The following is a 13,319-nucleotide window of genomic DNA, read 5'->3' on the forward strand; positions in this document are numbered from 1 at the left end:
GCCGTGATGTATGGGCACGCTGAATCCCGCATACCAGGTAATTGCAACGCTGGAGTGCGGGACGACGCGTGCCGGCCGCGCATCGTCCGAATGAAGCGGAAATAACAAAAACCTGGTTGTAGCCGGCAGACGCAATGGGATCGAATCTTGCGCGCGTGGCGCGAGATGCCCTTCAGGGCGAATGTAAAAGGGCGAGAAAAAATGACTGTGTTCAACGACAACGTGGACAGCAGCGACGACGTGCTCGTATGGCGGCCGATCCGCTATGCGATGGCCGCGCATCGTCGCGTGCTGGTAGTCGACGATTACCGGGAAGCAGCGGACGCGCTGCAAATGCTACTGACGGCCGACGGCTTCGAGTGCCGTGCGCTCGACGATCCGTATGCCGTGTGCCAGACCGCGTGCGAGTGGCAGCCGTTTGCGGTGCTGCTCGACATCAAGATGCCAGGGCTCGACGGGCTCGAACTTGCGCGGCGTCTGCGCGCGCATCCGCAGACTGCGCATATGCTGCTGGTTGCGTGTACCGCGTTCGCGTCGCGTGAGGATCGCTCGCTCGCCAAGGCGGCTGGCTTCGACGCGCATTGCGCGAAACCATTGACGCCCGAGCGTCTATTGCGCGTGCTCGAATCGGCGGCCGCGTTGCATGCGGCGGAGCCGTCATCTGAATCAGGCTGTTAGCGAAAAATTGCTGAGCGTGCTGTCATTTATGCACGGTCGTCGCCGAAGATCGCACTCGGCGCGGTGCGAATCTATTTGTCATTTATCTGCCATCTGGCTGCCACCGTTCTATCCGCCGCAGCTTCCATAGCCATGCGAGCCCCTACGTTGCAGTTCACGCAGGGGTTTCACTTCGCTCGCACACGCAGGCCCACACGTTGCTCAAAAACCGATGACGCGGCGCGCTCGTGCGCGCCGTCCATGGTCATTTGTCATTTGCAACGAGGCAGATCAGACATGAGCGACAAGCAACGCCCGGCACCGCCGTTTCCTGAACAGCAGCAGGACCAGACGCCCGGCCGCACGGCCGGCATGAACCCGCAACCGGATCATGGCGAGAAAACCTACGAAGGTTCGGGGCGTCTCGCTGGCAAGGCAGCGATCGTGACCGGCGGCGACAGCGGCATTGGCCGCGCGGTCGCGATCGCGTTCGCGCGAGAAGGCGCCGATGTGCTGATCGCCTATCTCGACGAAGAAGACGATGCGCGCGAGACCGCGCGCTGGGTCGAGGACGCCGGTCGCAAGGCGGTGCTGGTCGGCGGCGATATCCGCGATCGCCAGCATTGCGATGCGATCGTCGACAAGGCGATCGAGGCTTTCGGCCGGCTCGACGTGGTGGTCAACAACGCCGCGTATCAGATGAGCTATCCGTCGCTCGACGCGATCAGCGACGAAGAATGGGACAAGACCTTCGATACCAACATCGGCGCGATGTTCAGGATCACGCGCGCGGCGGTCCGCCATATGAAACCGGGCGGCGCGATCATCAATACGTCGTCGATCAATGCCGATCATCCGAACCCCGGCCTGATCGCCTATGCGACCACCAAGGGTGCGATTCAGAACTTCACCGGCGGCCTCGCGCAATTGCTCGCGGAAAAGGGTATTCGCGCGAACTGCGTGGCGCCGGGACCGATCTGGACGCCGCTGATTCCATCGACGATGCCGCCCGAGAAGGTCGAGCAGTTCGGCAAGCAGGTGCCGATGAAGCGCCCCGGACAACCGGCGGAACTCGCGGCCGCGTATGTGATGCTCGCGTCGGACGAAGCGAGCTATATCTCGGGCGCGACGATTGCCGTGACAGGCGGCGCGCCGATCATTTAGGTTGTCGAACCGAAGGCGGCGAGGCTGCCATGGGCCGCGCAGCAGCTTCTCGCAGTGGTTTCCATAATGTCATAAGGGAGAGTGACATGAAGATCGATGTATCCGTCAAACTGGGTGCCGCGCTCGTGTCGGGCTGCCTTGCGCTAGGTTTTGCGCAGGCGGGCTTCGCGCAGACCGGTTCCAATCCGTCTACGCAACCCGGAAAGTCCGCCGCAAAACCCGGCGCAAGTCTGGAAGAATCGCGCACGCCGGATACGACCAGCGCGAACGACGCGAACGGCAACGTCGGCGAGTCGGGGGGCGCGACCAATGGGGTCGCCGGCGGCGGCAATGGCCGCACCGCCACCAACAAGCGCTTCAAAGGCGCGACGCCGCCGCGCGCGGGTAGCGCGGCGGGGCAATAGGCGTTCAGCCGGGCGCGTCGAGGTGCGACGCGCCGCACGCCGCGGCGGCATCGCGCTCGCGCGCTGCCGCCGTTTTGCATGGGTTCGAGTTGCATGGAGTTTCGTCGCGCGCCGCGTTGCTTGCGCGACGCCTTGTGAGGAGGAAATCCGATGGCTACCCCCGATGCTGAAACCGCGCAGGCCGACGCGCCCGCGTCGCATGCATTGACGTTCGAGATCAACGGCGAGATGCGCCACTTCGACGTTCAAGCGTGGACCTCGCTGCTCGATCTGCTGCGCGAGCATGCGCACCTGACCGGCACCAAGAAGGGCTGCGATCACGGCCAATGCGGCGCGTGCACGGCGCTCGTCAATGGTCAGCGGATCAATACCTGCCTCGCGCTCGCGGTCGTGTACGACGGTGCATCGATCACGACGATCGAAGGTCTCGCGAACGGCGATACGTTGCATCCATTGCAGCAAGCGTTCATCGAACATGATGCGTTCCAGTGCGGCTACTGTACGCCGGGGCAAATCTGCTCGGCGTACGCGATGCTCGAAGAAGGCCATGCGCGCTGCGCGGACGACGTGCGCGAGCAGATGAGCGGCAATCTGTGCCGCTGCGGCGCATATACGAATATCGTCGCCGCGATTCTCGACGCGGCGCATTTCGGCGACGAGGATGCAAGGCAAGCCAGTCCGGTCGCGAATCAGCGCGGAGTGCGGCCATGAACCGCTTCTCGTACACGCGCGCCGAGGCGGTGCAGGATGCGCTCGAACGGCATCGTTCGGACAAGGCCGCCGCGTTCATCGCGGGCGGCACGAATCTCGTCGACCTGCTGCGCGAAGACGTGGCGCGGCCGGCTTTGCTCGTCGACATCAACCGTTTGCCGCTCAGGCGGATCGAAGCGTCGGCGCAAGGCGGCCTGATGATCGGCGCGCTCGTAACGAACAGCGCGCTCGCGTATGACGATACCGTCGCAGCGCGCTACCCGCTGCTCGCGAAAGCGATCCTGGCCGGCGCGTCGCCGCAGATTCGCAATGTCGCGACGGTCGGCGGCAATCTGCTGCAACGCACGCGCTGCTACTACTTCTACGACGTGGGCACGCCGTGCAACAAACGCGAACCCGGCAGCGGATGCCCGGCGCTGCACGGCGTGAACCGCATTCACGCGATCCTCGGCGCGAGCGAACACTGCATCGCCGTGCATCCGTCCGATATGTGCGTCGCGTTGGCGGCGCTCGGCGCCACCGTGCATCTGTTCGGCAACGACGGCGCACGCACGCTGCCGTTCGCGGATTTTCACCGGCTGCCGGGCGACACGCCGCATATCGATACCAACTTGCGCGACGACGAACTCGTGACCGCGATCGAGTTGCCGCCGCAAGGCTTTTCGGCGCATCACGCATATGTGAAGGTGCGCGACCGCGCGTCGTATGCGTTCGCGCTCGCGTCGGCCGCGGTCGGTGTCGACCTGGATGACGACTCGCGCATCGTCGATGCGCGTTGCGCGCTCGGCGGCGTCGCGCACAAGCCGTGGCGCGATCCCGCCGCGGAAGCCGCACTGCGCGGCGAGACGCTGAACGCGCGGACCTTGCGCGATTTCGCGGGCGCGCTGCTGCGCGATGCGCGCCCGCAGCGCGACAACGCGTTCAAGATCGAACTCGCGGCGCGCGTGATCGTGCGCGCCTTCGGCGAGGCCACACAACGTTCGTTCGAGGAGGCCGCACGATGAACCGTGCCGAAACCTTGCCATCGACAGGCAGCACGAAGCACGCGATCGGCGTGCCGCACTCGCGTGTCGACGGCCTCGCCAAAGTGACCGGCGCCGCGCAATATGCGGCCGAGTTCTGCGCCGAAGGGCTCGTACATGGCGTCGTCGTGTCGGGCACGATCGCTTCGGGCAAGATCGTCTCGATCGATACCTCGGCCGCCGAAGCGCTGCCCGGCGTGCTGCTCGTGCTCACGCATCGCAATCGCCCGGCGCTGCCGTCGGACGTCGATGCGTTCAAGGACATGATCGCGCCGGCCGGCACGCCATTGAGGCCGCTGTGGGACGAGCGCGTGTGGTACAGCGGCCAGCCGGTCGCGCTGGTGGTCGCGCAGTCGCTCGAACTCGCGCGCTACGCGGCGTCGCTGATGCGGGTGCGCTACGAGGCCGCTTCTCATCAGACCGATATCGAAGCGGCGTTGATGAGCGCCGTGCCGCCGTCGGCGGAGAAGGGCGGCTTCGATCCGCCGCCGCCCGAGCGCGGCGAGCCGCGCAAAGCGCTGGCCGATGCCAAGGTGCGCGTAGACGCGTTCTACACGACGCCCGCGGAATACCACAATCCGATGGAGATGCACGGTTGCACCGTGGTGCCCGATGCGCAAGGACACTTGACCGTCTATGAGAAGACTCAGGGCGTCGTCAATACGAAGGGCTATCTGCAGCGCGTGTTCGGTTTGAAAGACGACGAAGTGCAGGTGGTGTCGCCGTTCGTCGGCGGCGCGTTCGGCTCCGGCTTGCGGCCGCAATACCATCTGGCGCTCGCTGTGATGGCCGCGCGCGAACTGAAGAAACCCGTGCGCGTCACGCTGACCCGGCAGCAGATGTTCACCTTCGCGCATCGGCCGCAATCGGTGCAGCGCGTCGCGCTCGGCGCGTCGGCGGATGGCCGCCTGCAGGCGGTGATCCACGAGGCGGTGTCGGAAACCTCGCGCTATGAGGAATTCTGCGACGTGGTGGTCAACTGGGCCGGGCAGCTGTATCGATGCGACAACGTGTCGATGGGCTACAAGGTCGCGAAGCTCGACGTGCCGACGCCGGCCGACATGCGCGCGCCCGGCGCGACCCAAGGGCTCTTTCCGCTCGAAGTCGCGATGGACGAACTCGCCGAGGCATTGCGGATGGACCCGCTTGAATTGCGGCTCCTCAACTATGCGGAGCGCGACGCGAACAAGAACCTGCCGTTTTCGAGCAAGGCGCTGCGCGACTGCTATCGCGAAGGCGCGGCGCGCTTCGGCTGGGCCGGGCGGCCGCTCGAACCGCGTGCACGCCGCGAAGGCAACGAGTTGATCGGCTGGGGCATGGCGACCGGTGCATGGGACGCGATGCAGAACAAAGCGGCCGCCCGTGCGGTGCTGACGCCCGATGGCTGCGTCAGGGTGTCGAGCTCGACCGCCGATATCGGCACCGGCACCTACACCGCGATGACGCAGATCGCCGCCGATGCGCTCGGCGTGCCGCTCGCGGACGTCAGCTTCGAACTCGGCGATACGCGGCTGCCGAAGGCGCCGATCGAGGGCGGATCGTGGACGGTGTCGTCGGTGGGCAGCGCTGTCGATGCGGCCTGCACGCGCCTGCATAATCGTCTGGTCGAACTCGCGCGCGAACATGGCGGTGCGCGCTTCGCGTCGGTGGATCGCGAAGCAGTGCGGCGCGAGCGCAACCGGCTCGTATGCGGCCCGCACGCGGACGACTCGATCGCGATCGCGACGCTGCTCGAGCGCGCCGGACTCGATGAACTCGAAGAGCAGGCGAGCGTGCAGCCGCACGTGAAGCAGCAGGCATATTCGATGGGCACGCATTCGGCGGTGTTCGCCGAAGTGCGCGTCGACGAAGCGCTCGGCACCGTGCGCGTGACGCGTGTGGTCAGCGCGGTCGCGGCGGGGCGCATCGTCAATCCGAAGACGGCAAGCAATCAGATCGCGGGCGGCGTCGTGTGGGGCATCGGCATGGCGCTGCACGAGCACGGCCAGTTCGATCACGTGCTCGGACGGCAGATGAATCACAATCTCGCCGAATACCACATGCCCGTGAACGCCGACATTCACGAGATCGACGTGCTATTCGTCGACGAGCGTGACGACATCGTCAATCCGCTCGGCGTCAAAGGCGTCGGCGAAATCGGCGTGGTGGGCGTGGCCGCGGCGGTCTGCAACGCGATCTGGCATGCGACCGGCAAACGCATCCGCGATTTGCCGATTACACCCGACAAGCTGCTCGGCTGACGGCCCGTCGCCGCGTCGATCGATTCGACGCGGCAGCGCCGCGCTCAATCCGCGTACTTGAACTCCGGCAACGCCTCGAGCGATTTCTTCGTGCCGTCGGGCAGCACGACACGCCGGTTGTCGATCTGCAGATCATTGAACGGCACGGCGACCAGATGCTTGCCCAGGCCGAGAAAGCCGCCGACCGACAGGATCGCGTAGGTGGTGCGCTCGGTGCCCGGCGATACGATCAGATCGTCGAGCGTGCCGATGTTGTCCTTGTTGCGGTTGTACACGTCCGCGCCCGACAGCTTTGACGCGCGATATCCGCTCGCGAGCTGCACGACGTCCGTGCGTTTTTCGGTGATCGCTTGCGGAGCGCCTTGCGCGAGCGCGCTGCCGCACGGACCCAACGCGGAAATCAGCGTAATGGCGGCGAGAAGCGATGCGGAAGCGGCCAGCGGTTTGATCTGCGTGTTGCGCATCATCTGTGTTCTCCCTGATTGCTGTCGTGGCTTTTCGATGGCGCGGAACCCGTGCGCCTTGCCGCTATGCTGCAAATCTCATGCCGCGACTTTTGACCTGAGGGAAAGCAAGCCCCTCAGGCCCAAAAGTTGCTGTTCGAACTCGCCTGCTGGGTGCGCGCTGTGCAATGTCCGGCGCGTTCGCCCCGAATGCCTAAACTTGAATAGCGAGCAGCCCGGAACACGTGGGAAGGCAGTTGAAAAAAACACATGCATGCCCCCGAGATACCAGCCTCCTTGCATCCACTGAGAACACTTATGTCATCCCCAGCCAGCTACTCGACGCGCATTTCCGAAGGCACGCCATTTCCGCTCGGCGCGACATGGAACGGCAACGGCGTCAACTTCGCGCTGTTCTCCGCGCACGCGACGAAGGTCGAACTGTGTCTGTTCGACGAATCCGGCCAGCACGAACTCGAACGCATCGAACTGCCCGAGTACACCGACGAGGTATGGCATGTGTTCGTACCGAATGTGAAACCGGGTGCCGTCTATGGATATCGCGTGCATGGCCCCTACGAGCCCCAGAACGGGCATCGCTTCAATCCGAACAAGCTGCTGCTCGATCCGTATGCGAAGGCGCACATCGGCGAGCTGAAATGGGCGCCGGAAATTTTCGGCTATACGCTCGATTCGGAAGAGCTGGACCTGTCATTCGATGAGCGCGACAGCGCGCCCTTCGTGCCGAAATGCAAGGTGGTCGACGCGAATTTTTCGTGGGGTCATCCGGAGCGCAACGCGCTGCCGTGGGAGCGGGTGATTCTGTACGAGACGCACGTGCGCGGCTATACGAAACGTCATCCACAAGTGCCCGAGCGTTTGCGCGGCACGTTCGCGGGTTTGGCGCAGCAGCCGGTGCTCGATCATATCCGCAGTCTCGGCGTGACCTCGGTCGAGCTGATGCCGATCCAGACCTTCGTCAACGACAAACATCTGCTCGACAAGGGTCTGACGAACTACTGGGGCTACAACACGATCGGCTTTTTCGCGGCCGATCCGCGTTTCTTCGCGTCGTCGACCGAGTCGGTCGGCGAGTTCAAGGAGATGGTCGACCGCTTTCACCAGGCCGACCTCGAAGTGATACTCGACGTCGTCTACAACCACACGGCCGAAGGCAATGAACGCGGCCCGACGATCTCGTTCAAGGGCATCGACAACGCGTCGTACTACCGGCTGATGCCCGACGAGCCACGCTACTACATCAACGACACCGGCACCGGCAACACGTTGAACCTGTCGCATCCGCGTGTGCTGCAGATGGTGACCGACAGTCTGCGCTACTGGGTCACCGAAATGAAAGTGGACGGTTTCCGCTTCGATCTCGCGACGATCCTCGGCCGCGAAGATCACGGCTTCGACGAAGGCGGCGGCTTTCTCGACAGCTGCCGCCAGGACCCGGTGCTCTCCAGCATCCGGCTGATCGCCGAGCCGTGGGATTGCGGCCCCGGCGGCTATCAGGTAGGCGGTTTTCCGCCGGGCTGGGCCGAATGGAACGATCGCTTCCGCGACACCGCGCGCGCGTACTGGAAGGGCGACGAAAGCACCGCCGCGGATCTCGCGACACGCATCACCGCGTCGGGCGACAAGTTCAATCATCGCGGCCGGCGGCCGTGGGCGAGCGTGAACTTCATCGCCGCGCACGACGGCTTTACGCTGAACGATCTGGTCTCGTACAACGACAAGCACAACGACGCAAACGGCGAGGACAACCGCGACGGCCATGCGGACAACCGGTCATGGAACATGGGCGCCGAAGGACCGACCGACGACCCCGACATCCGCCAGCAACGCGAGCGCCAGAAGCGCAATCTGCTCGCGACGCTGCTGCTGTCGCAGGGCACGCCGATGATCCTCGCCGGCGACGAATTCGGCCGCACGCAGCAGGGCAACAACAATGCGTATTGCCAGGACAACGAGATCAGCTGGGTCGATTGGGATGCGATCGACGACGACGGTCGCGCGCTGACGGAGTTCGTGCGCAAGCTGACCACGCTGCGCCACCGCTTGCCGGTGCTGCGGCGCGGCCGGTTTCTGACTGGCGAATACAACGAGACGCTCGACGTGACCGACACGCGCTGGCTATCGCCGGACGGCACCGACATCACGGCCGAGCAATGGGCCGATCCGGCGATGCGCTGCTTCGGCCTCGTGATCGACGGCCGCGCGCAGGCGAGCGGCATTCGCCGTCTCGCGTCCGACGCGACCTTGCTGCTGGTGCTGAACGCGCATCACGACGTCGTCAATTTCACGCTGCCCGACATTCCCGAGGGCGAGCGTTGGACTTGCCTCGTCGATACCAACATGCCGGTGCGCGCCGAGCTGCCGCAATTCAGCGCGGGCGATGCGTACCAGGTCACGGGCCGCTCGCTGCTGCTGTTCGCGCTCGAAGCGCCGAGCCGAGCGACGCAGCGCGTGTTCGACCGTCTCGAAGAGCAGTTGACTTCCGACGAAGGCGACTCATCGCCAGGCTAGTCCGGGTGAGCGAGCGACGCCAGTTCCGTCGCACTCCGCGGTACAAGCGGGCCGCAGCCCGGGTACAAGGTTTGCTCCCTCTGTTGTCGACGACACGCACGCGTCTCCGATCTTCGCGACGATAGACGCGCGAACGCAAACAGCCAGGCTGGGGTGAACAAATGGAACAGGAACCGAGCGTCGACGAGCAGATCCGCACGCGCGCCTACTATCTGTGGGAGCAGGCGGCCGAGCCGAAGGGCACGCCCGAGCAATACTGGGAGCAGGCGCGCAGTGAGATCGAGAAGGAGGCACCACCGGTCGAGAGCGGGCCGGTGTCGGGCGACACGATGAAATAGGCGTTACTTAGTCTTCGCGAGTAACGAGACTCTGAGCCGGCGCATCGCGCGCGGCTCAGGGACCGCTTTCCCATGCCCGATCTTCCTCCACGAGATGAACGACACACCCGAGCCGCGCGCCACGAGCCCCGCCGCGCGCATTCAGGCGGCGAGCGCCGCATTCGGTATCGAGGGCCTCGTCACATTCGTCGTCGCGGTGATCGCGGTCGCATGCCTGTACTTCGCGAGCGCGGTGATGATTCCGATCACGCTCGCGATCCTGTTGAGCTTTCTCGTCGCGCCGCTCGCCGATGCACTGGCCCGGCTCAAACTCGGCCATGTCGCGTCGGTGTGCGCGGCGGTGCTGATCACGGTGTCGGTCATCGCGCTGTTGTGCGCGGTGATCGCCACACAGTTGACCGATCTCGCCGCCGGCATGCCGCGCTATCAGGCGACCATCCATCACAAGCTCGATACCGTGCACAGCCTGACGATCGGCAAGCTGAACCGTTTCGCGAGCGAGGCAGGGCAGGCGTTGCAGCCCGCGACGATCGAGCCGCCGCAATTACCAGCGCCGAACGGTGCGGCCGCGGCGAGCCCGCAGGCATCGACGGCGGTGCCGGTGGAAGTGCGCGAGCCGGTGCCGACGCCGTTCGAGTTCGCGCGACGGGTGTTGTCGCCGGCCATCAGTCCATTGGAAACCGCGTTCATCGTGTTCGTCGTCACGATCGTGATCCTGCTGCAACGCGACGACCTGCGCGATCGCGCGATCCGTCTGTTCGGCTCGCGCGACCTGCATCGCACGACCACGGTGATGGACGAGACCGCGCGGCGCCTGAGCCGCTACTTCGTGTCGCAGCTCGGCGTGAACACCGGCGTTGGTGTCGTGATCGGCGCGGGGCTGTTTCTGATCGGCGTGCCGAGCCCGGTCCTGTGGGGCATTCTGGCGGCGCTGCTGCGGCTCGTGCCCTACGTCGGCATCTGGATCGCGGCGATACTGCCCACCGCGCTCGCGGCCGCGGTCAGTCCCGGCTGGGAGATGGCGATCTGGTCGCTGGTGCTGTTCGTGGTCGCCGAGCTCGCAGTGGGGCAGGTGGTCGAGCCGCTGCTGTATGGGCGCAGCACGGGCCTGTCGCCGTTTTCGGTGGTGGTCGCGGCAATCTTCTGGAGCTGGATCTGGGGGCCCATCGGCCTGATCCTGTCGACCCCGTTGACGCTATGTCTGCTGGTGCTCGGCCGGCACGTGCGGCGTCTCGAGTTTCTCGACGTGTTGCTCGGCGATCAGCCGCCGCTGACGCCGGTCGAAAACTTCTATCAACGCGCGCTCGCCGGCGATCCGGATCAACCGATCGAGCAGGCCGAAGTGCTGCTGCGTGATCGCTCGTTGTCGGCCTATTACGACGAAGTCGCGATCGGGGCCTTGCGGCTCGCGGCCAGCGACGTAACGAGGGGCAGCGTGACGAGCGCACAGCTCGCGCGCATCGAATCGACGACCAACGAGCTGGTCGACGGCCTCGACGGCTACGAGGATCGCGAACCCGCACCGCTCGCGACGCAGTCGAACTGGGGCGCGGCGGGGCCGCTCGCGCCCTCCGACGAAACGCGGTCCGCGGGGGCGATGCCACGATCGGTCGACGCGGCGAATAGTGGCATGAGCACCGCGACGCTCACGCCGGAGCAGACCCACGGCCCGCAGCAGGAGCCGGGCAGCGAACCGTCCGTCGTAGAGCCCGTATTCGCGTGGCATGCGCCGACGAGCCGCGTGTTGTGCCTGCCGGGCCGTGGTCCGCTCGACGCGCTCGCGACGATCATCCTGCTGCAGTTGCTCGGCAAGCACGGCTTCGCGGCGCGCTCGCTGCCGCACGAGGCGGTGTCGCGCGCGTCGATCGATCGCCTCGAGGCCGACGACGTCGGCATCGTCTGCCTTCTGTATCTGCAGATCGACGGCATTCCGTCGCATCTGCGCAATCTGATCCGGCGCATCCGCGCGCGCTTGCCGAACGTGTCGATCGTGGTCGGCCTTTGGGCGCCCGAGGATACGCAGCAGTGGAGCGCGGAGCAGCAAGAGTCGCTGGAAGCGGATTGCGCGGTGACGTCGTTGCAGCAGATGCTAGCCGCGTGCCGTCATCTCGATGCGACGCGAACGGTGATTGAGGAGCCGCAGTTCGAGCATGGCTGACGCCTTGCGGCGTCGCCGTCTTGCGGCCTCGCCGCATCGCGGCCGGTTATCCGCCGCTGCCAGGCGGCGCCGCGGCGCCGGTTGCCCCCGCCGCATCCGCATCGCTCTGCCAGCCCCCGCCTAGCGCCTTGTACAGCGCCACCAGATCTGTGCTGACCTGGGTCGTGCCTTGAGCGTATTGCTCGCGTGCCTGCGCGAGCTGCCGTTGCGCGTCGAGCACGTTGATGAAACTCGTGAGCCCCTTGCGATAGCTGTCGCGCGACAGATCGAACGAGGTCTGCTGCGCGGCGACGCTGTCGGCGAGCGCATCGCGCCGCGCCTGATCGGTGCGATAGACGACGAGCGCGTTGTCCACGTCCCGCAGCGCGCTCAGCACGGTTTTGCGGTAATCGAGCGCGGCCTCGGCCTGCTGGGCCTCCGACATGCGCAGATTGGCGACCAGCGCGCCGCCCTCGAAAATCGGCAGCGACACGGTGGGTCCGAACGAATAGAACAAGTGCGACCAGCGCGCCAGATCGCGCGCATTCGTCGCGCGCGTGCCGGCCTTGCCGGTCAGCGACACGTCCGGATAGAACTGCGCGACCGCGACGCCGACACTTGCCGTCGCCGCATGCAGGTTCGCCTCGGCGCGGCGGATGTCGGGCCGGCGCCGCGCGAGCGTCGACGGCAGGCCTACCGGCACGACGGGCGGCACCGGCGGCACGGTCTGCGGCGCGCTCAGCTGCGCTTCGAGCGCGCCGGGCGGCTCACCGATCAGATAAGCAAGCGCGTTCAGCGCCTGGGCGATCTGCTGATCGTATTGCGGCAACTGCGTTTTCGTTTGCGCAAGCTGGGCGCGGGCGCTTTGCACATCGAGCTGGCTCGCGAGTCCGACCTTCGCCTGGTTCTCCGTCAACGCGACGGTCTCGCCTTGCTGCTCGACGAGGCTCACCGCGATGTCGTGCAAGGTCTGCGCGCCGCGCAACTGCATATAGGTCTGTGCGACCTCGGCTTCCAGCGATAGCAACGCGTCGTTGCGGCTTTCGTACGCGGCCTCGGTTTGCGCGTTCGCGGCCTCGACCGAGCGACGCACGCGGCCGAACAGATCGAGCTCCCAGGTCGCGTCGAAGCCGACCTGCCACAGATTGACCGGCGCGGTGAGCTGATCGAGCAGGTTGTTCGCGCCGTTTTGCAGCGCGGCCCCCGCGCCCGGTGCGATCCTGTTGGCCGGCGAATTCGGCGCGCCGAGCTGATCGACCTTATCGAACGCGCCGTTCTCCTCCAGAAAACCTTTGAGGCCGAGCTGCTCGCGCTGATAGCTGCCGGTCGCGCGCAGATTCGGTAAACCTTGCGCGGCCGCCGCTTGCACCTGGGTGCGCGCTTCGACGATGCGCAGCACCGCCTGCTGCAAGTCCAGGTTGCCGAGCGCGGCGCGGGCGATCAGCGCGTCGAGCGTCGGATCGTTGAAGCTGCGCCACCAGCGCGGGTCGGGATCGGTGTCGAGCGTCGGCACCGAAGCGACGTTGGCCGCCGTTGCGGATGATGCGCCGCTAGCGGCCGCATCGCTCGCAGCGGTGCGCTGGGTATCGTGCCACTGCGTCGGCACGTCGGCGTGCGGCGCATGAAAGTCGGGGCCGACCGTGCAGGAAGCGAGCAGCAGCGCGGGCATGC

11 protein-coding genes are annotated in these 13,319 nt (G+C 65.8%); 9 read left to right on the plus strand and 2 right to left on the minus strand.

From position 1 onward, the window contains the following. Positions 1-201: 201 nt before the first annotated feature. From AB3X86_RS12575 to AB3X86_RS12600, 6 genes are all read left to right on the plus strand, one after another. On the plus strand, positions 202-678 hold the full coding sequence (locus AB3X86_RS12575) for a response regulator (protein WP_368596228.1): 477 nt from the start codon (positions 202-204) through the stop codon (positions 676-678). 276 nt (positions 679-954) lie between these two features. Beyond that, a complete protein-coding gene (locus tag AB3X86_RS12580) occupies positions 955-1,821 on the plus strand; it encodes a glucose 1-dehydrogenase (protein WP_368596229.1) in 867 nt (288 codons plus the stop codon). An 86-nt stretch (positions 1,822-1,907) separates the two neighbouring features. Continuing rightward, positions 1,908-2,225 carry a hypothetical protein gene (locus AB3X86_RS12585; protein WP_368596230.1) on the plus strand — a complete coding sequence of 106 codons (318 nt, stop codon included), beginning with the start codon at positions 1,908-1,910 and terminating at the stop codon, positions 2,223-2,225. Between the two features lie 150 nt (positions 2,226-2,375). Next, positions 2,376-2,936: a (2Fe-2S)-binding protein gene (locus tag AB3X86_RS12590; RefSeq protein ID WP_368596231.1), complete on the plus strand. Its 561-nt coding sequence runs from the start codon at positions 2,376-2,378 to the stop codon at positions 2,934-2,936. After that, complete coding sequence (locus AB3X86_RS12595; RefSeq protein WP_368596232.1) at positions 2,933-3,940, plus strand: xanthine dehydrogenase family protein subunit M; 1,008 nt, start codon at positions 2,933-2,935, stop codon at positions 3,938-3,940. Before AB3X86_RS12590 ends, AB3X86_RS12595 begins: the two co-directional genes overlap by 4 nt. Further along, the gene (locus AB3X86_RS12600) at positions 3,937-6,198 is read left to right on the plus strand and encodes a xanthine dehydrogenase family protein molybdopterin-binding subunit (RefSeq protein WP_368596233.1); all 2,262 of its coding nucleotides are present in this window, start codon (positions 3,937-3,939) and stop codon (positions 6,196-6,198) included. Before AB3X86_RS12595 ends, AB3X86_RS12600 begins: the two co-directional genes overlap by 4 nt. A gap of 44 nt (positions 6,199-6,242) precedes the next feature. Here the strand turns inward: AB3X86_RS12600 and AB3X86_RS12605 are convergent, their stop codons facing one another. Then, positions 6,243-6,665: a PRC-barrel domain-containing protein gene (locus AB3X86_RS12605; RefSeq protein ID WP_368596234.1), complete on the minus strand. Its 423-nt coding sequence runs from the start codon at positions 6,663-6,665 to the stop codon at positions 6,243-6,245. Between the two features lie 294 nt (positions 6,666-6,959). On the opposite strand from AB3X86_RS12605, the gene glgX reads away from it, so the two are divergent. The 3 genes from glgX to AB3X86_RS12620 all read left to right on the plus strand — a co-directional run bounded on the left by glgX (position 6,960) and on the right by AB3X86_RS12620 (position 11,669). Then, positions 6,960-9,173: a glycogen debranching protein GlgX gene (glgX, locus tag AB3X86_RS12610; RefSeq protein ID WP_368596235.1), complete on the plus strand. Its 2,214-nt coding sequence runs from the start codon at positions 6,960-6,962 to the stop codon at positions 9,171-9,173. Between the two features lie 161 nt (positions 9,174-9,334). Further along, positions 9,335-9,511, plus strand: a complete 177-nt coding sequence (locus AB3X86_RS12615; protein WP_176105945.1) for a DUF2934 domain-containing protein — start codon at positions 9,335-9,337, stop codon at positions 9,509-9,511. A gap of 94 nt (positions 9,512-9,605) precedes the next feature. Further along, positions 9,606-11,669 carry an AI-2E family transporter gene (locus tag AB3X86_RS12620; RefSeq protein WP_368596236.1) on the plus strand — a complete coding sequence of 688 codons (2,064 nt, stop codon included), beginning with the start codon at positions 9,606-9,608 and terminating at the stop codon, positions 11,667-11,669. Between the two features lie 46 nt (positions 11,670-11,715). Here the strand turns inward: AB3X86_RS12620 and AB3X86_RS12625 are convergent, their stop codons facing one another. Continuing rightward, entirely contained in the window at positions 11,716-13,317 is a 1,602-nt protein-coding gene (locus AB3X86_RS12625) for an efflux transporter outer membrane subunit (RefSeq protein WP_368596323.1), read from the minus strand. Between the last annotated feature and the right edge of the window lie 2 nt (positions 13,318-13,319).

The organism is Paraburkholderia sp. BR14374, assembly GCF_040948685.1.
Taxonomy (GTDB): Bacteria; Pseudomonadota; Gammaproteobacteria; order Burkholderiales; family Burkholderiaceae; genus Paraburkholderia; species Paraburkholderia youngii.